This is a genomic window from Acinetobacter sp. YH16042, from assembly GCF_013417245.1.
Taxonomy (GTDB): Bacteria; Pseudomonadota; Gammaproteobacteria; order Pseudomonadales; family Moraxellaceae; genus Acinetobacter; species Acinetobacter amyesii.
The window spans coordinates 59,560-78,435 of the sequence record NZ_VPEJ01000007.1; the positions used below are offsets into that span (position 1 = coordinate 59,560).

Consider the following 18,876-nt stretch of genomic DNA (forward strand, 5'->3'; position numbering starts at 1 on the left):
ATCGTATTGTAATGTAATCTTTTCAACAAAATTAAAAATAAATACAGAGATTTGTGATTCTTTAGTTACAATTTAAACAATCGTAAATTTTGATGCATCTCTTTGAGATTTTGGACAGTATATGGCTCAGTTAAGTGAAATTATTCAGTGGTGTGACAGCACACTCAAAGCACATGAATTTAAGGACTATGCTCCCAATGGCTTGCAAATTGAAGGCTCAGCAGAAGTGCATAAAATTTTATGTGCAGTTACCGCATCTCAAACAGCGATTGAAGCCGCAATCGCAGCAAATGCTGATTTGCTATTGGTACATCATGGTTATTTTTGGAAAGGTGAAGCTTACCCAATCACTGGTATGCGCGGCAAACGCATCAAAACCCTGATCAAAAAAGATATTTCACTCGTAGGTTATCACTTACCTTTAGATAGTCACCCTACTTTAGGTAATAATGCAGCGATAGCAGATTTGCTCGAATTAGAGAATATTGAAGCCTTAGATCCTACTGAGCGCAATCCTATTGGTAATGTTGGTTATTTAAAACAAGCCATGACTCCAACAGCGTTTAAAGAATACGTTTCTGAAAAATTAGGATTTGATGCCATTCACCTACCAGCAGATAAACCATCTATTCAAAAAATTGGTTTTTGTACGGGCGGCGCACAGGACTTTATTGGCAAAGCCGCTGCATTAGATTGTGATGCGTACATTTCAGGTGAAGTGAGTGAACGTACTTTTTACGAAGCTGAAGAATTAAATGTGCATTATTATGCATGTGGACATCATGCAACTGAAAGATATGGTGTACAACGACTCGCAAAAGCTATTTCAGAACAGTTCAATATTGAGTATAGTTATTTCGAATTAAACAACCCGATTTAATTTAAATCGTCTTGGTCTTTGACTCAGTCCTTATACGTATATTTTCAGGCTTTATTCTGTATTGTTATTTATAAGCAATGCGCATTTTACTGCAAGAATCTATTACAATAACGGCACTTAATGTCAAAACCCAGCAAAATGCAAGGAATTGAAAACATGACAACGATTACTTTACCAGCGTTACCTTACGGTTACGAAGATCTTGCTCCTCATATCAGCAAAGAAACTTTAGAATACCATCACGACAAACACCACAATACTTATGTGGTTAACCTAAACAAAGCAATTGAAGGTACTGACCTTGCTGGCAAAACTTTAGAAGAAATCATCACTGCTGTTAAAGGCGATGCTTCTAAAGCTGGTATCTTCAACAATGCAGCTCAAGTATGGAACCACACATTCTACTGGAACTGTATGGCTAAAAACGGTGGCGGTAAAGCTACTGGCGCTTTAGCAGCTAAAATCGACGAAGCTTTTGGTTCTTACGAAAAATTCGCTGAAGAATTTGCAAATGCTGCTGCAACTCAGTTCGGTTCAGGTTGGGCTTGGTTAGTTGCTGACGAAGTAAACGGCAACCTTTCTATCCTTAAAACTTCAAATGCTGACACTCCACTTGCTCACGGTAAAGTTGCTGTGTTGACTATCGACGTTTGGGAACACGCTTACTACATCGATTTCCGCAACGCTCGTCCTAAATACATCTCTACTTTCTTAGAAAGCCTAGTGAACTGGGACTATGCAAACGCTAAGTATGCAGGTCAAGCTGCTGGCGTTGAAAAATAAGTTTTAAAACTTATTCTAAAGTCAAAAAAATCACCCTTTTAGGGTGATTTTTTATTTATTACGTAAAACTAAAAAAGTGTGAACCATGGTCTATATATTGATCATATAACGTGATAAATCTATTAAAAATTATAAATCCGTATTTCTGGAGTTTTAATGCAAATATAAAATATTGAAATTTATTAATAAATTAAATAAATTTCGTATAGCGTGTATTATGTTAATTGTAGCAAAGCTTAATCTTAAATAATTGATTCTGTTGCCTTAAGGATTCCAAATCAAGAAGCTTAGCTAAGATCTATATTAGTCAATCAATTGACAAATTAATCCTACGGAATTTAATTTGTATGAATAATATTGGGGGATAGACAATGAAAAAGGCAAGTGAATCTTTTAAAAACATGCATCCTTTAAATTTAAAGGAGGAGCGAGTTGGTGATCAATGGTGGAATTTTTATCGAGTGAATATTGATGGTTGTTATGATGGAACATACGATCTTAATAAGTGGCAACATGCTTATGATCCTGCGAAATGGTGGAAAGATAATGCTAACAAAATAACGTTATATTTTAACGGTTGGAATTTTTTAGGTGGTCCAGAGTTTGGATTCTATGTTCCTGTTTTTGTGGGGCAAGTAAATTGGGAAGGGAGGGTTTTTAGATTTTATTCTAATATTTTTAAAACACCACAAATCGCAAAATTCTCAGATCCTAAAAAAGCACATTGGATGACTTTTAAAATAGAGTTAATTGAAGGCTTGGAACCTGATGATTTAGAAATAATCAAAAAATTAATTGAAAAAATTGTGAAAAATATTAAGCATAAAACAACATTAAAAAATATAGAAGAAGGCTACGTACATTTTGTTTCTGAGCGGTTTGAAGAATATCCACAAGAATTATTAGGAGAATAACATGAGAAATTTAGGTCTATCACATTAAGGTTTCTGTAAAAAAATAGCTGAATAACTGCCAATTCTGTAGACACTTTTTAGGTAAATATAATTCCATTTAACATAATGGCGGTTATACGAAATTCGGTTGCTATAAACAAAATCATTCATATTTTTGATCGATATTTTTAAGCTGATTTTTATAACGGTTAGTATCAGAATTAAACTTTTCTGACAGCAACCATTTTTGTCTGTACTTACGAATTGAAATTAATTGACAATCCTCATAACCGAATTCAACATTACAACATTCACAAATTTCAAAAGATGGGGTTTTTCCATCCTCCCCCCAAGGAAAAAAAATTGCATTCATATAACCACAAACACGACAAGTATTTAACATAAAACCTCTTATACAAAATTACGGCACACAGCACTCAAACGATGTTCATAGCTAAAAAAGCAACTACTGTTACGCCCCCGCATCTAACCATAAAAGCTAAAGTATTATGACAACTTTTAATACAGTAAAAGCCTAAAAGAATCAATAAATAAGCAACGCAACAGGCTTTGGATAATAAAAAAACATTTAAGCTCTTAATCTTTCATTTTTACTTGACCCATTGCAGTTTCATCCCTAAAATGCGCATCAGATTCTCCAATAGCTCAGTCGGTAGAGCGACGGACTGTTAATCCGCAGGTCCCTGGTTCGAGCCCAGGTTGGAGAGCCATCTATTCTTCCATAGCTCAGTCGGTAGAGCGACGGACTGTTAATCCGCAGGTCCCTGGTTCGAGCCCAGGTGGAAGAGCCAGATTCTAAAAAACCCACTCATTACGAAGTGGGTTTTTTATCGCCAACTATTTAACAAAGCATACCTACTTTTTTGTTTTTGCTTTCCTAAAAAGTATCCATATATGTACCAAGTTGTCTGATTCGGCTATTTTTAAAACACTTAATTTGAATTTTCTGTATTTTATTTAAATCAGGCTTGACCACCCTCCCATACATCTTTAGAATCCACTTCAGATTCTCCAATAGCTCAGTCGGTAGAGCGACGGACTGTTAATCCGCAGGTCCCTGGTTCGAGCCCAGGTTGGAGAGCCAAATTCTAAAAGCCCACGCATTATGTCGTGGGCTTTTTTTATGCTCTGACTTTTGTTTTAAGATAAGTATAACTTGCTCTATGACCTAAGCTATTCACTTAGCTCTCCGACCACATTAGAAAGAATAGTCAGAGCTTAAGTTTTAAAAACGCTTTATATTAAAGGTGTTTATATTTAATACATTCAGCCTAAATTTCCTTATTTTTTGCAATTCTGACTTGACCTCACTGCATTTGCCCCATAGAATGCGTGCAGATTCTCCAATAGCTCAGTCGGTAGAGCGACGGACTGTTAATCCGCAGGTCCCTGGTTCGAGCCCAGGTTGGAGAGCCAAATTCTAAAAAGCCCACGCATCATGACGTGGGCTTTTTTCATATATGTAGTTTATTTCGTGCCAAATCTCAGTCAGTTTACATTTTTTATTATTGGTTGCTTGGCAACTTTTGCCCTTGTCTGCTTAGTCTTTCCGAGACTGTTTAGAAGCAAACAAAAGTTTTTCCCACGTCGTGTAATCACTGCCTTTGAAAGTAAGATGTTTCATCGTTTAAATGAAGCATTTCCGAACTACCACATTTTAGCCCAAGTGGCTTTTAGCGCACTGATCACCAATCAAAATTACAAAATCAGAAATAGATTTAATCGAAAAGTCACTGATTTTGTCATACTTGACCAAACTTATGAGGTGCTTGTGATTATCGAACTGGATGACCCCAGTCATATAGGCAAAGAGCAAGAAGATGCTGAACGTGATGCAATGCTTGAAGAAGCTGGCTACCGTGTAATCCGCTATACCAGTATTCCAACAGTTCACACTCTCAGGCATGATGTAAATAAATAGTTGTTAAATACGTAAAGTACAATCGAACATTGAGTGAATGCGCATTGCATTCACATCCATAATGTAAGCAGAATTTTATTGAGCATTTGACTCTTGAGCTGCCAGCACTTCTGATACTGCTTGGTCAGCCTCAGCAGCCAAAGCCTCATCTTGTGCTTCTTTTGCTTTAATACGCTCAATCATCTCAGCTTGTTGTTGCTTATATTTTTCTTGGTTTTTGGCATCACTATTGACTGCAAGAAAAGCCATACTGACCAAAAATATAGGAATCAATAGCCCAAGTGCCATCAAAATGATCATCTTTTTGGTATTGGGCTTTGGCTTAACTTCAGACATAACGATTCTTTCATTTACATAAATAATTCGACGCCCAATATAGCAAAAAACAAAATTCGCTCAAGCCTTCATATCATTCTTTACTCTAACCAACTATACCCCCTCATTTTCACGGATTGAATGATTAACAATCCAATATTCAATAAAAAAAGGAGACATGCTCCTTTTTTATTATTTAAAAACTTAGCTTGAAGCAGCTATACCCTTACAATGTGGACTTTGGCTCGCATCTTTTTGCTCATTGGTTAAATCAATACCTGTACCTGCAGACATTTTAGCTTGAATAAATTCGACCGCTTGCGCATTTCTACAGATAATCGCCTGTGTATGACTTGCATTTGGCACAACGTCTAATTGATAACCTTCAGCATAATTTGCCTCTGGGAAATACTTCGTCGCTTGCGTTTTCATATTTGCAAATAGCGCTTGCGTAACCACAGGAATAACGGCCTTATCATTTGCACCTTGAATAATATAAACAGGTGCTTTAATCACTTTATCAGCGCTTGCATTCGTCGCTGGCTGATTATCATTTAAAAATTTCTGAACAACGGGATCGGTATCGATTTTATTCAAATCAATTCCGTACTGTGAAACCATATGCGTTGGATCTTTTAAGAATTCAATCACAGCTGCTTTAAAATGTTCTTGCAAACCATTTGCGCCATTTGGATCGGCATAACTTAAACATGCACCATCATCCCCTGTACGTCCATAGGCTTTTTCTGCAATAACACCAGCATCTGCAGTAAAGATATTTTTTAAATCATAATTTGGCTCATAGGCTTTAATACCCGAACTGGTCAATGCAGCATATGCCAAAAGCTCAGCATAGCCATCTGCAAGTTGCCCCATTAACGCATCTGCTTGCTGTGCATTGATTATGTTATTTGCAAGCGCGTAACGAATTTGAAGCAATTGTTCATCTAAGATATTGACGCCCTTACTCACGCCGTTGTCATCCAGATTTAAAGCAGGATCAAGATAGATCTTAATAATCGTCCCCAAACTCGATGCAGGTGCGGCTGCCACTGCCCCTTTATAGTTTGTATCCGTATTTGCAAATTCCGCCGTCCCTAAGGATGCATGACCACCTTGCGATTGACCGATCGACATCCACTGACCATTGAGTTGCTTACCATAATGTTCTTTTGCCGCTTTAACCGCAGTAAGTGCCGAATTTGCCGCACTCGATAAATTGAGGTATGGATGCACCCCCTTCGTACCTAAACCTTCATAGTCTGGTGCCACAATTACATAACCTGCCGCCATAAGCGTATTAGCTAGAATTTTAAAACGTGGATGAATTAGATTTTTACTTGGCGCACATTCATCTCCAGCCCCGACTGTTCCATGCTCCCATACCACAACACGATACCCATCTTTAGGTTGTGTAGCTTTTGGAAATAATACTAAGGCTGTTGCTGTTGCTGCTTTCCCCTGCACATTGGTCATGTTATACGTCATGACTTTAATGGACGATGTATTGTCTACAGTATCTAAAGCATAATTTGCTTCAGACACAAATGTTGATTTTTGATTCGAAGATGATGAGTCATTATCATCATCATTACACGCGGTTAAAGACAGCATAGAAACTGCAACTGTCAGAGCTAATGCTATTTTTGAACGTTTCATAAAATATCCTTTTTAATCATTATTCTTTAAGCATGAAACTACATGCCTTTTTATTAATGCATAAAAAAAAGCACCCGAATAGGATGCTTTAGCTCATTTTAAACAGTTTCAGATCAATGACATTAAAGCGTCAGTGCCATGAAAATTCCAATAAAAATCATAAGCCCTACCCAACGGTTATGGCGAAACGCCCAAAAACATAACTGAGGATCACGGCCTTTGGTTTTAGTCCACTGGTAAATAAAATCGGCAGCCACAGCCAACATTGCAACTAAACCAAATGGCATCAAGAGATCTTCTAAATACAACGCAGAACCAATCAGTACAATGCTTAGCGCCTGTAATAAAGAAATGATTTCTATATCATATTTACCAAATAAAATCGCAGTTGATTTCACGCCAATTTTCAAATCATATTCACGGTCAGTAATGGCATATTGTGTGTCATATGCAACGGTCCACGCCAAATTACCAAAGTACAATAACCAGCAAGTCAAATCAGGTGTTTGCCCCACAGCGGTATAAGCCATAGGAATCGACCATGAAAATGCCGCGCCTAAAAATACTTGTGGCAGATGCGTGTAGCGTTTCATAAAGGGATAAATGAACGCTAAAAACAATGCACCAAAGGACCAATAAAAAGTTTCTATCGGTAAAAAGAACAACATACATGCGCTAGCAAGCACCAAGATCAAGAACACATATATGGCTTCTTTAGCACTAATCACTCCAGTGGCTAAAGGACGATGTTTGGTTCTTTCCACAGCACCATCGACTTTACGGTCAGCAAAGTCATTAATCGCACAACCTGCTGCACGCATAAATATCGTGCCCAAAATCATGGGAATCAAAATACTGAATTGCGGTGTTCCTTGATTGGCAATCCACAGTGCCCACATGGTTGGCCAAAAAACCAGTTCCGTGCCAATTGGCTTATCGAAGCGACATAAATAGTAATAAGCTTCTAAACGCTGCTGCCAAGTAATCTGTTGCACCACGGCCATGACTGTCCTTCATCTGGTAATGTTATTTCTGCAAATATTGCTCAAAACTCGCTAAAAAAGTTTCCTGAACTATAAATTTACAACCATGCCAAGTATAACAGCTCTGACGTGTCCAACCATCGTCTAGCCACAATACACGCCGCTCACACTTCGGATTGGTACGCTGAAATAAAAAATGTCCGATGGGTTTTTTACCAATATGCTGAAAAATCCGCGCACGCCCTTGTATGCTGAGTATTGGAAATATACTTTTTGCCTTGACCCACGGCTCAGCTTCACAGCCATATAAATAGCTTTCACGTACCCAAGCTGTGTGCTGTATTGGCATTTGCAGCCACTGTGCATCTTGAAGCGTCATACGTTGAAATTGCTCAATACTCGGCTCAACTTTAAATACGCCTTGAGCAAAATCTGTTAATTGTTGGGTTAATGAACCCGAAGCATACAACCATGTTCTTAATTCAGGAGACATTCTTTTATCCCGCATTTCGCATGCTTGACGCTGCATATTTCATTTCCCTTATAAGCATTAGCTGAGTATAGCGAATCCTTAGTGTAACCAACTCAACATCGTTTTTCATGACCCATAGCTTGTTTTAAGTAAAATGAACAAAACCAAAACGGCTTAAGTACTTCATTACATTTGCAATCAACACAAACCTCTCTTACACAGTATGATGTCGTGGATAACAACTGAATTACACCAACATAATGTTTCCATATAACCCACTACATGTTTTTATTTTTTTCGTTTTACTTTGTGCCAATATCACGGCTCAAGCAAAATCTCTTGCACTGAGTTTTGATGATGGATTAAATCCAGCGTTTAACGCACAAGCGGAACAAATCAATGCTCAAATTTTAAAACATCTGCATGATCAACAAATCAAAACTATTGTTTTTCCGAGCCTGATTAAAATTGGTGATTATCAAGGCAATCAACTGATTCAAGCGTGGGGACAATCCGGCCATCTGATTGGCAATCACAGCGCATCGCACCAAAACCTGAATAAAGAAAATGTATCCGCAAAAGATTATATAAAAAAGCATTGAACAGGCAGATACCGTATTAAAAACACTGCCGAATTACATACGTATCTACCGATATCCATTTTTAAAGGAAGGTAATAGCGCTGAAAAACGTGATGCTGTCTATCAATGGTTAGAGCAACATCAATACCGCATTGGTGGTGTGAGTATTGATGCCAGTGACTGGTTTTATAACCGAAAATATCTCGACTTTGCCAAACTGCAAGATCAGGACAAATTAGACCGCCTAAAACAAACATATATCGCTCACCTGCTTAACCGTGCAGATTATTATGACCAACTTGCACAGCTCACCATAAATCGTTCGCCGCAGCATGTTTTACTTTTACATGTAAATACCATTAATGCTGCATTTTTAAAGGATGTCATTACCGCATTTCAGCAACATGGCTGGACTTTTATTTCAGCAGCAGACGCCCTACAAAACCCACTATATACGCAGCACAGTCAAAACATCCCTGCGGGTGAAAGTGTGATTTGGTCGATTGCCAAAACAAAAGGATTAGAAAACTTACGCTACCCTGCCGAAGATGCACCATATGAAATCGACAATTTAAAACAGCATGGTTTGCAATGACGATTGGTAAATTGACAGATGCTCAATAAAAAATGACCTGCAACGTTGTAGGTCATTTTTTCAGTTCAATTTTTTTTAGTATTGAATTAAAAGTTATCTGTCTTGGCAATGGCTTCAAACTTGCCTTGCGGCGTTTTTATTAAAACCAACCCTTCGGTCGTAATATAAAAACTTTCAGGGTAATCAAACTCCAATGCCAGCTCTGGGTTTTTCAGCTCGACAAATTGAGCCTGTTTATAACCTTCAACTGTTATGCCCACTTCCAAATAAGTTACTTCTGAGAAGTTAAGTTTAAATCCCTTTGCCTGATCTGCTGGATCAATCCAAGGGAAAAAACCGGTATGTTTTTTTCGCGGTTTTGCCATGTTTAGATATTCATTCAACTCTTTGCCTTATCTTAACCCATCCCATAAAAAAACCCGCACAAGGCGGGTCTTTTTACAGTGAAATTCTGTACAGAATTACAAGCTGTAGTACATGTCGAATTCAACTGGGTGAGTAGTCGTGTTAAGACGACGAACTTCTTCAGTTTTAAGTTCGATGTAGGCATCAAGCATTTCTTTAGTGAACACGCCACCTTTAAGAAGGTAATCATGGTCAGCTGCAAGAGCTTCAAGCGCCATATCTAAGCTATGAGCCACTGTAGGGATTTTAGCTTCTTCTTCAGGAGGAAGGTCGTACAAGTTCTTGTCAGCAGCTTCACCTGGGTGGATCTTGTTTTGGATACCGTCAAGACCAGCCATAAGAAGCGCAGCGAAACCTAAGTACGGGTTCATCATTGGATCTGGGAAACGTGCTTCGATACGTTTGCCTTTAGGGCTAGAAACATAAGGAATACGAATAGAAGCTGAACGGTTACGTGCTGAGTAAGCAAGCATAATCGGCGCTTCGAAATGTGGAACTAAACGTTTGTACGAGTTAGTTGATGGGTTTGTGATTGCGTTCAATGAACGAGCGTGTTTGATCACACCGCCAATGAAGTACAACGCCATTTCTGAAAGACCAGCGTATTCATCACCAGCAAACAAGTTCTTGCCATCTTTAGAGATTGACATGTGAACGTGCATACCAGAACCGTTATCGCCAACCATTGGTTTAGGCATAAACGTAGCAGTTTTAGCATATTGGTGAGCAACGTTCCAAACAGCATATTTGAACTGTTGAACTTCGTCCGCTTTACGAACCATAGTGTTGAAGCTTACACCGATTTCAAGCTGGCAAGATGCAACTTCATGGTGATGTACTTCTACACGACCTGGACCCATGATGTCTTCGATTTTTGCACACATTTCTGCACGCATATCTTGTGAAGAATCTACAGGAGGAACTGGGAAGTAACCACCTTTCACACGTGGACGGTGACCAGAGTTACCTGCTTCGTAATCTTTACCAGTAGACCAAGCAGCTTCTTCAGCGATTAATGTGTGGCGCGCGCCAGACATATCGATGTCCCATTTTACTTCGTCAAATACGAAGAATTCTGGTTCTGGACCAAAGAAAGCAGTATCACCGATACCAGTTGATTTTAGGTATTCTTCCGCACGGCGAGCAATAGAGCGTGGGTCACGTTCATAACCTTGACCAGTTGAAGGTTCGATAACGTCACAAGTCACAACAACTGTAGCTTCTGCAAAGAACGGGTCGATAAAACAAGTTTCTGCATCTGGACGTAAGATCATGTCAGATGCTTCAATGCCTTTCCAACCAGCAATTGAAGAACCATCAAACATTTTGCCATCTTCAAACGTATCTTCGTCGATTGAATCTGCTGGGTAAGTTACGTGTTGTTCTTTACCCTTAGTATCAGTAAAGCGAAAATCGACCCATTTTGCGCCACTTTCTTGGATGAGTTGAAGGACCTTGTTCGCCATGCTCATTTTGCTCCGATGATTTTTTTGTGCACACTGAAGTGCGTGTTAGTAGTTGGTAGTTATTAAGCAATTACCGTACCAACTTTTAAAAGCCAAGCTAAAATATTGAATTCCTTATCAGAATAGAAGATTTTAACTCCTTGCTTTTCGACTATTATACTGTGTGCAACAGTAAATGCACCATATTCAGACACTCTTCATCACTTTTGTTTAAAAACTTCTCGCAGGTGTATCAAAATAGTGCAACTTGGTTTTGCACCAGTATTCACCAAAATGATTAATCGCTTTCAACGATAAAATTATTGGGATTTTATTAAAGCATTAGTATCAAATTTAAATGCGATAGAAACTAATGGTTTAGCTAGTTATGGATAATAATACACCTACGATACAACTGAATTAATGATCGATATTTAGGTTTTTTTTAGCGCATAAGACACCCTTTAATTGAAGTAAATTTAACCGTTTTGTTTTAATTTTAATCAATCTGCCTTTGCATTAATTGTGCTCCATTTTGGTGATTTTGCTTCAAAACGGTTCATATTTTTCCAGCTAGAGCCTGAATTGCTATTTTTAACAACAGCAAGCAGATCTTTTTAAAATATCAATTGAACACATTTTAAACACTTAAATTCAGCCGATTGCTTTGTTCAACTTAAATCCTAAATTTATAAGTCGATAATTTGCTGAAATGATTCCAGTTGCGATGAACTTTGGCGAAATTGTTCAGCAGAAATTGAATAATATTTGCTATGATTGGCTGCATTCTAAATATTTCACTATTTTTCTATTAAAAATATCCACACGATATTTGGGTCAATATACAACTATTTAGAATCATTTCGGACTATTCAAAGCACAGTTAAGTGCATAAATTTCAAAGGTTAATACGCTCATGCTTTTGATGATCGACAATTATGACTCTTTTACCTACAACATCGTCCAATATTTTGGCGAGTTAAATCAGGAAGTAAAAGTTGTACGTAACGATGCCGTGACATTGGAAGATATCGAGCGATGGCAACCGAAGTATTTAGTCATTGGTCCTGGCCCTTGTTCGCCAAGTGAAGCAGGTATTTCAATTCCTGCGATTCAACACTTTGCGGGAAAAATTCCTTTACTCGGTGTGTGTTTAGGCCACCAAGCCATAGGACAAGCTTTTGGCGGCGATATTATTCGCGCTAAAAAAGTGATGCACGGTCGTTTATCTGACATGTATCACAGCGATCAAGGCATTTTCAGCAACCTCCCTTCGCCATTTTCCGCAACGCGTTATCACTCTTTGGTGATTGATCAAGCGACTTTGCCTGAATGTTTAGAAGTGACCTGCTGGACCAATGAAGAAGATGGCACGATGGAAGAAATCATGGGCGTAAAACATAAGACATTGCCTGTCGAAGGCGTGCAGTTTCACCCTGAATCAATTCTTAGTGAACATGGCCATCAAATCTTTAAAAACTTCTTAGAAATTTACGCTTAATCGAGTGCAAAAAATATTATGAATATTCAACAAGCTTTAAATAACATCACTAAAAATATTGAACTCACTCAACCTCAAATGGAAGAAGTGATGCGTACCATCATGCAAGGTGAAGCGACCGATGCGCAAATTGGCGCACTCATGATGGGCTTACGCCAAAAAGGTGAAAGTATTGATGAAATCACTGCCGCAGCACGTGTAATGCGTGAGTTTGCGATCAAAATCGATGTCAGTGATCTGCCACATTTGGTGGATATCGTTGGTACAGGTGGTGATGGTCAAAACTTATTTAACGTTTCTACTGCGTCTAGTTTTGTCATTGCAGCAGCAGGTGCAACCATTGCTAAACATGGCGGTCGTGGTGTTTCATCAAAATCAGGCTCTTCTGATCTTTTAGAACAAGCTGGAATTAACCTTGACCTGAACATGCAGCAAACTGAACGTTGTATTCGTGAAATGGGCGTTGGTTTCCTCTTTGCACCTAATCATCATAAAGCCATGAAATATGCTGCTGGTCCACGTAAAGAATTGGGCTTCCGTAGTATTTTCAACCTACTTGGCCCGCTTACGAATCCGGCCGGCGTAAAACGTTTTGTGATTGGTGTTTTCTCTACAGAATTATGTCGTCCTATGGCTGAAGTTTTAAAACAACTCGGTGCAGAACATGTCTTGGTGGTGCATTCAAAAGACGGTTTAGATGAAATTAGCCTTGCATCAAGTACTTATGTTGCAGAACTTAAAGATGGCGAGGTCACTGAATGGGAAATTCAACCTGAAGCTGTAGATATCGAGTCGCAAACCTTAACAGGTCTATCTGTAGATAGTGCTGCGGAAAGTCTAAAATTAATTAAAGATGCTTTAGGTAAAAATAAATCTGCACTCGGTGATAAAGCCGCGAATATGATTGCCCTAAATGCAGGCGCAGGCATTTATGTTTCAGGCTTAACCAAAAGCTATAAACAAGGTGTTGCATTAGCACATGACATTATCTATGGCGGTCAAGCTCTAGAGAAAATGGGCATTTTGTCAGAATTTACGAAAACTTTAAAAGAATACGAAGCTTAAGATTAGGACTCAAATCATGGTAGATATCGCCAATACAATTTTAGGTAAAATTGTTGACCGTAAAAAAGAAGAATTTGCAGCCCGTCTTAAACAACGTAGCTATAAAGATGTCGAAGAGCTAGCTCAAGCAGCTACACCCGTTCGAGGTTTTGCACAAAACCTCGGCTCTAAACGTCCGGGGGTGATTGCTGAAATTAAAAAGGCATCACCATCGAAAGGCATCATTCGTGAAAACTTTAACCCTGCTGAAATTGCGCAGCAGTATCAAGATGCTGGTGCGGCATGTTTGTCTGTTCTCACCGATGTGGATTTTTTCCAAGGTGCCGATGAAAACATTCAGATTGCACGTAAGAACTGTGACTTACCTGCGCTGCGTAAAGATTTTTTAATTGATCCTTATGGCGTAATTGAAGCACGCGCTTTACATGCGGACTGTATTTTATTAATCGTGGCTTGTTTGTCTGATCAACAACTCGAAGAAATGTCGAAAACTGCTTTTGAGCACAATCTCGACGTGTTGGTTGAAGTACATGACGAAGAAGAACTTGAGCGTGCAATGCGTCTTTCTGACAACTGTCTACTTGGCGTCAATAATCGTAATTTAAAAACCTTTGATGTTGACCTCAACACATCATTACGTTTGAAAAAGTTACTCGAGCCTTCTCGCCTGCTGGTGACAGAAAGCGGTATTGCAACACCTGCAGATGTTGCCATGATGCAAGAACATGATATTCATGCCTTCTTGGTCGGTGAAAGTTTTATGAAGCAGCCACGTCCTGATCAGGCGTTTAAGGAGCTGTTTGGTGTGCCTGATAAAATATAAATGAAATATGTAGGGTGAGTTCGCTCACCCTTTTTCTCCTTTGCATCCATATTAAAAAATTACACATCCTTTTTATAATTTTTATTCAATTGAGAATTAAAAATAATGAAGTCGATTATTGCTTCTACTCTTCTATTCATTTCATTAATCTTGGTTTCACTACACCAGATAAGTTGGGCAAAAAATATAACTCTGTATACAGGCTCACCGTATCTTATTGACCAAAATCATATCCTCTACTTTAATATTTCCACTATGCCCGAAGGCATCATTGCTGCTCAGATTGACCTAAATCAAATTTTTCCAAATATAAATACTAACGTGCTAAAGGGCAAAAATTATGATTTCAATAAGAATCAAATTGAAATCATTAGTTATCAAGGCTTACCAATAGTCATTAATTTCTCAATCAATACTAAAAACAAGAATATTGAAAATTCAACTTATTTTTCTATTTCTAAAGGACATAAAAATTCTTTATCAAAACCAATCAATATTAAATCTCACCCTATTTCCATGGAAAAATTAAATCATTTTGAACAGACTTTTTATAAAGATAATTCTCATTTATTGAAAAAGAATTTAGCTGATGAGCCATATTTAATAAATATATTCATGTTCCATGCAGCAATAAATGATTTTGATGATATGAATGATTTTTTCCAAAATGCGATAAAGAACCTGACACAGAAAAATGATATTGATAATTATGAAAAAGCCAAAAATTTGTATCTTGAATATTTAAATTTTGGTGAAAACAATGAATTTTATGATACCACCTTAATTATGGCGGCTATCGAGCACACAGATATTTCTTTCATCAAAAAAATGAAGCTGAGAAAAATAAATGAACTTGTAGTAGATGAAGTTGAACCACAAACATATTATTTCACTAGATGCTCCCCATTAGGTAAAGCTATTCGCCTAAATCAATATCAGATAATTTCTTATTTACTTGAAAAAGGCGCTTCAACCGAAATCGTGTGTATTTCTAAATTTAATGAAGAACAATCAGCATTAGCTCTTGCAGAACAATATAAAAATAAAAAAGTTATTAAATTAATTAATTCAACTTTGAAGCCCAAATAGGACTTGTAATGAATTAAGAGATCTTCTTTATATAAAGTCTTTCCAGTTCAAATCAGTGCCATTTAAGGCTATAATTGCACTAAATTTTTGTATATTTCCCGTTTTTTCATTATGAGCAAACACGATTCTTCGCTTTCAAAAGATCAGTACAACCTACTGAAATCTTTTAAAAAGCAAATTACGAATCCACATTCCTCTACGATTGCTAAACAGCCTGAGCCAACGCCAAAGACTGTTGAACAAGAGCAGGAAGAAGACTTCGCGCTTTTCCAAAAGCAAATGCAAGGTGTTCAAAAAATGAATGCAGGAAATACTGCAAAAATGGAAAAAGTGGGTCGTAAAAAACCTGATGCGCAAACGTTGGCTAAACGTGCTGCTGCAATTGGTCCTATGGAAACAGATGATGCATTACTTTCTGATACGCAAGCGATGCTCAACCCTGTTGCCAGTCAAGCTGCTTTAAGCTATCGCATTGCAACCTTACAACATAAAGTTTTTGAAGATTTAAAAGCTGGTAATCTACGTTGGTTTGAAGCTGTCGACTTACACGGTTGCACTGTTGAAGAAGCCCGTTCTGCCGTGCTGCAAATTATTCAAATGGCGAAAGATGACAATCAAAACGTCATTAAAATTGTGCATGGCAAAGGTCCAGAAGCAATTTTAAAAACTTATGTAAATAGTTGGTTACGTCAACATCGTGATGTATTGGCATTTGTGAGCGCCCCAGAAAAACAAGGCGGCACAGGTGCTGTACTGGTTCTGCTTAAACGTGCAGAAAAGAACCCACAGTTTAAACAATAATCGGATTTAACTCCAAAAGAAGGCATTGTAATAGTTTTCTGCTACAATGCCGTCCTTGTTCAATCTCTCAGTGTAAGTGAACACGTCTTATGTCTATGCAGCAATCCTACGCAAATATCCTAACTGCCGTTGGTGAAGATCTGAATCGCCCGGGTCTTAAAGATACGCCTATGCGTGCTGCTAAAGCTTTTTCATATCTTACTTCTGGTTATAGCCAGACACTTGAAGAAGTGACCAACAATGCGGTTTTCCCATCAGATAACCGTGAAATGGTCTTAGTTAAGAATATCGAATTCTATTCTTTGTGTGAGCACCATTTATTACCTTTTTATGGTCGCGTACATATTGCTTATCTCCCAGAAGGCAATGTTTTAGGTTTATCAAAATTTGCACGTATTACAGAAATGTTTGCCCGTCGCTTACAAATTCAGGAAAACCTCACTCAGCAGATCGCTGAAGCTGTGGCTGAAGTGACTGGTGCACGTGGTGTTGCTGTGGTGATTGATTCAGCTCACATGTGCATGATGATGCGTGGTGTAGGTAAACAAGAGTCTACAACACGTACCGTTTCTTTTGTCGGTGACTTTAAAACCAATAAAGAAGAACGCCGTGAATTCTTAAGTGCTGTGCCTGAAAGCTATTAATAGAACATTCAGCGTTAGCACTCATAAAAAAAGCCTCGAGCTCTTGAGGCCTTTTTTATTTGTGTTTTAATGTCGCAAATCGTTTGCTTTGATAGCAAAGCACTATTTTCAGGATGAATCATGTCAGATGTATATATTGCCGGTCAGGGTTTAGCGCAAGCCAAACACAGCATAGACTTCCCTCGCCCAGACCGTTTGGTTCAGGGCAATCCTAAACGTGAAACTGCAAGCCTGTATGTACACCCCAATATGGACTGCGGGATTTGGCAATGTGAAGTTGGCGCATGGAATATTGTCTTTGCACCGAACAAACAAGAGTTTTTTACTATCCTTGAAGGATTAGTACGTATTCATGATCAACAAGGCGGATATATCGAGGTTTCCGCTGGCCAAGCGGGCATTATTCCCCCATCGTTTCAGGGCAAGTTTGAAGTTGTCGAAGCCGTCAAAAAATACTATGTGGTTGTCGAAGTTTAAATTACGGTACATCTCGCATAAAGCGTATTTACCCATAAAAAAAACTCCCATATGTGGGAGTTTTTATTCTCAGGATGAATTAGATATACGACAAATGCTTTGTGACTTGAATACAGTTTCGACCATTATTTTTTGCTGCGTACAAGGCATGATCTGCTGCATCTAAAAAGCGCTGATAGTCAGGATGTCCATCATACTGCACACAACCAATACTTACGGTAAAACTAAATTGCTGACCTTGTGCCGTTCGGATCAGGCCCTTTTCAATATATTGGCGAATATTTTCTGCAATTTTCATCGCACGGTTTACACCAGTATCCACCAAGAGTAATAAGAACTCTTCCCCACCGATACGGAATGCATAATCGCTACCTTGACTATAACGCTGTAAGGCTTCGGCAATAAATTTAAGTGCAAGATCACCTGCCGCATGACCAAACTTATCATTGATCATTTTAAAATAATCCGCGTCAAAGGCGAGCAAAGACAACGGCGTTTCATTTTGCCGCGCAAAGGTAATTTCACGTGAAATAATCGTACTGAGATAACGACGGTTCAGAAGTTGAGTTAAAGAATCATTGCCAGACTCAATATATTCAGCCACTTGAAATAGTTGATCGACTAAATGCTGAATTTCACGGTTCAATTCACGAATCTGTTGAATCAACTGTTGCAGCTGATCTTTTTCCGTCATCTGCATCGTTTGCTGGGTTAATTGATCGACTTCATAAATTCGGTCAATAATCAGTTGCACCTGATCTGAACCTGAAAAAGCATATGCCGCTTTATGAATGAACCATAGCCCAAACTCTGATTTTGAAAATAAGGGATGATAAAAACCAACATTGCCCGAAAAGATTTTAAACATCAGTTCATTTTCCCAATCGAGCAATGAACCACGTTGTTTATCTTTATGCACTGCTACATCTTGCATCGCAGAAAATAAGCGATAATTGTGTTTTGTTTCTTGGTTTTTTTCCGTATTGATCTCATAAGATCGGCACATGATTTCAGTGCTGAACCCCATAATTTGTACAATATAACTACACATATGGAGAATATTTTGTGTTTGGTTTAACTCTAAAATTTCAAATATTTTACGTTCTATTTCACGCACACCACGTATGATGAACCATGACGGAATACCAACACGCGCGTGTACCATTCCAACTTTCTGCTGTCTTTTGACTGAGCTTTCAAATTCACCATTCAGTGCGACATTAAACGTTTCTAACAACCATTTTCTTAAAGTGTCGATGAGCCTTTTTTGAATGATATCGTCTTTAAAAAATTCAGCTGACTCTGGCTCACGTGACATTTGTTCATAAAAAACAGTAACTAAATGTTCAACATGCCTTTGGATAAATTGCAATGCTGCAAGATGTTCATTTTCAGTATATTGATCACAAATATCTTTCCAAGCCTGACTTAGACCTGTAATACATTCTTGATTCATTCGGTGACACAAACCACAGCTATTACAAAGCTAGCAATCATACCTTGCTTTACTTACATAAAAAAAA

General features: G+C 38.2%; 19 protein-coding genes, 4 tRNA genes and 1 pseudogene. 16 read left to right on the plus strand and 8 right to left on the minus strand.

Annotated elements, in window-relative coordinates:
• Window positions 1-121: 121 nt before the first annotated feature.
• The 3 genes from FTV37_RS07120 to FTV37_RS07130 all read left to right on the plus strand — a co-directional run bounded on the left by FTV37_RS07120 (window position 122) and on the right by FTV37_RS07130 (window position 2,577).
• Window positions 122-880, plus strand: a complete 759-nt coding sequence (locus FTV37_RS07120; protein WP_180063393.1) for a Nif3-like dinuclear metal center hexameric protein — start codon at window positions 122-124, stop codon at window positions 878-880.
• 156 nt (window positions 881-1,036) lie between these two features.
• Entirely contained in the window at window positions 1,037-1,663 is a 627-nt protein-coding gene (locus tag FTV37_RS07125; RefSeq protein WP_078192384.1) for a superoxide dismutase, read from the plus strand.
• Between the two features lie 371 nt (window positions 1,664-2,034).
• Complete coding sequence (locus FTV37_RS07130) at window positions 2,035-2,577, plus strand: hypothetical protein (RefSeq protein ID WP_180063394.1); 543 nt, start codon at window positions 2,035-2,037, stop codon at window positions 2,575-2,577.
• A 142-nt stretch (window positions 2,578-2,719) separates the two neighbouring features.
• Here the strand turns inward: FTV37_RS07130 and FTV37_RS07135 are convergent, their stop codons facing one another.
• On the minus strand, window positions 2,720-2,959 hold the full coding sequence (locus tag FTV37_RS07135) for a hypothetical protein (protein ID WP_218947571.1): 240 nt from the start codon (window positions 2,957-2,959) through the stop codon (window positions 2,720-2,722).
• A 252-nt stretch (window positions 2,960-3,211) separates the two neighbouring features.
• Here FTV37_RS07135 and FTV37_RS07140 point away from each other — a divergent pair.
• The 5 genes from FTV37_RS07140 to FTV37_RS07160 all read left to right on the plus strand — a co-directional run bounded on the left by FTV37_RS07140 (window position 3,212) and on the right by FTV37_RS07160 (window position 4,498).
• Window positions 3,212-3,287 (plus strand) — tRNA-Asn (locus tag FTV37_RS07140).
• Between the two features lie 5 nt (window positions 3,288-3,292).
• Window positions 3,293-3,368 (plus strand) — tRNA-Asn (locus FTV37_RS07145).
• A gap of 217 nt (window positions 3,369-3,585) precedes the next feature.
• Window positions 3,586-3,661 (plus strand) — tRNA-Asn (locus FTV37_RS07150).
• 256 nt (window positions 3,662-3,917) lie between these two features.
• A tRNA-Asn gene (locus tag FTV37_RS07155) sits at window positions 3,918-3,993 on the plus strand.
• 22 nt (window positions 3,994-4,015) lie between these two features.
• Complete coding sequence (locus tag FTV37_RS07160) at window positions 4,016-4,498, plus strand: DUF2726 domain-containing protein (RefSeq protein ID WP_218947572.1); 483 nt, start codon at window positions 4,016-4,018, stop codon at window positions 4,496-4,498.
• A gap of 75 nt (window positions 4,499-4,573) precedes the next feature.
• Here the strand turns inward: FTV37_RS07160 and FTV37_RS07165 are convergent, their stop codons facing one another.
• The 4 genes from FTV37_RS07165 to FTV37_RS07180 form a co-directional block, all read right to left on the minus strand.
• Window positions 4,574-4,834: a hypothetical protein gene (locus FTV37_RS07165; protein ID WP_168379169.1), complete on the minus strand. Its 261-nt coding sequence runs from the start codon at window positions 4,832-4,834 to the stop codon at window positions 4,574-4,576.
• 183 nt (window positions 4,835-5,017) lie between these two features.
• Complete coding sequence (locus FTV37_RS07170; RefSeq protein ID WP_180063396.1) at window positions 5,018-6,472, minus strand: S9 family peptidase; 1,455 nt, start codon at window positions 6,470-6,472, stop codon at window positions 5,018-5,020.
• Window positions 6,473-6,594: 122 nt separating this feature from the next.
• The gene (gene ubiA, locus FTV37_RS07175) at window positions 6,595-7,476 is read right to left on the minus strand and encodes a 4-hydroxybenzoate octaprenyltransferase (protein ID WP_180004818.1); all 882 of its coding nucleotides are present in this window, start codon (window positions 7,474-7,476) and stop codon (window positions 6,595-6,597) included.
• Window positions 7,477-7,498: 22 nt separating this feature from the next.
• On the minus strand, window positions 7,499-7,984 hold the full coding sequence (locus tag FTV37_RS07180) for a chorismate lyase (protein ID WP_078190257.1): 486 nt from the start codon (window positions 7,982-7,984) through the stop codon (window positions 7,499-7,501).
• Window positions 7,985-8,187: 203 nt separating this feature from the next.
• Here FTV37_RS07180 and FTV37_RS07185 point away from each other — a divergent pair.
• Window positions 8,188-9,103, plus strand: a pseudogene (locus tag FTV37_RS07185) (polysaccharide deacetylase family protein).
• Window positions 9,104-9,189: 86 nt separating this feature from the next.
• Here the strand turns inward: FTV37_RS07185 and FTV37_RS07190 are convergent.
• Both FTV37_RS07190 and glnA read right to left on the minus strand, forming a co-directional pair.
• On the minus strand, window positions 9,190-9,468 hold the full coding sequence (locus FTV37_RS07190) for a hypothetical protein (RefSeq protein WP_180004871.1): 279 nt from the start codon (window positions 9,466-9,468) through the stop codon (window positions 9,190-9,192).
• 96 nt (window positions 9,469-9,564) lie between these two features.
• Window positions 9,565-10,980, minus strand: a complete 1,416-nt coding sequence (gene glnA, locus FTV37_RS07195; RefSeq protein ID WP_180004821.1) for a type I glutamate--ammonia ligase — start codon at window positions 10,978-10,980, stop codon at window positions 9,565-9,567.
• A gap of 889 nt (window positions 10,981-11,869) precedes the next feature.
• On the opposite strand from glnA, the gene FTV37_RS07200 reads away from it, so the two are divergent.
• The 7 genes from FTV37_RS07200 (at window position 11,870) to FTV37_RS07230 (ending at window position 17,353) form a co-directional block, all read left to right on the plus strand.
• Entirely contained in the window at window positions 11,870-12,454 is a 585-nt protein-coding gene (locus tag FTV37_RS07200; protein ID WP_078190263.1) for an aminodeoxychorismate/anthranilate synthase component II, read from the plus strand.
• Between the two features lie 18 nt (window positions 12,455-12,472).
• Window positions 12,473-13,519, plus strand: a complete 1,047-nt coding sequence (gene trpD, locus FTV37_RS07205; protein WP_168379163.1) for an anthranilate phosphoribosyltransferase — start codon at window positions 12,473-12,475, stop codon at window positions 13,517-13,519.
• Window positions 13,520-13,535: 16 nt separating this feature from the next.
• A complete protein-coding gene (trpC, locus tag FTV37_RS07210) occupies window positions 13,536-14,342 on the plus strand; it encodes an indole-3-glycerol phosphate synthase TrpC (RefSeq protein ID WP_180026398.1) in 807 nt (268 codons plus the stop codon).
• Window positions 14,343-14,447: 105 nt separating this feature from the next.
• Entirely contained in the window at window positions 14,448-15,431 is a 984-nt protein-coding gene (locus FTV37_RS07215) for a hypothetical protein (protein ID WP_180063397.1), read from the plus strand.
• 111 nt (window positions 15,432-15,542) lie between these two features.
• Entirely contained in the window at window positions 15,543-16,232 is a 690-nt protein-coding gene (locus FTV37_RS07220; protein WP_078190270.1) for a Smr/MutS family protein, read from the plus strand.
• A 95-nt stretch (window positions 16,233-16,327) separates the two neighbouring features.
• Entirely contained in the window at window positions 16,328-16,876 is a 549-nt protein-coding gene (gene folE, locus FTV37_RS07225) for a GTP cyclohydrolase I FolE (RefSeq protein ID WP_171262632.1), read from the plus strand.
• 120 nt (window positions 16,877-16,996) lie between these two features.
• Window positions 16,997-17,353: a cupin domain-containing protein gene (locus FTV37_RS07230; protein ID WP_078191972.1), complete on the plus strand. Its 357-nt coding sequence runs from the start codon at window positions 16,997-16,999 to the stop codon at window positions 17,351-17,353.
• 79 nt (window positions 17,354-17,432) lie between these two features.
• Here FTV37_RS07230 and FTV37_RS07235 read toward each other — a convergent pair whose 3' ends face one another.
• Entirely contained in the window at window positions 17,433-18,809 is a 1,377-nt protein-coding gene (locus FTV37_RS07235) for a diguanylate cyclase (protein ID WP_180042362.1), read from the minus strand.
• Between the last annotated feature and the right edge of the window lie 67 nt (window positions 18,810-18,876).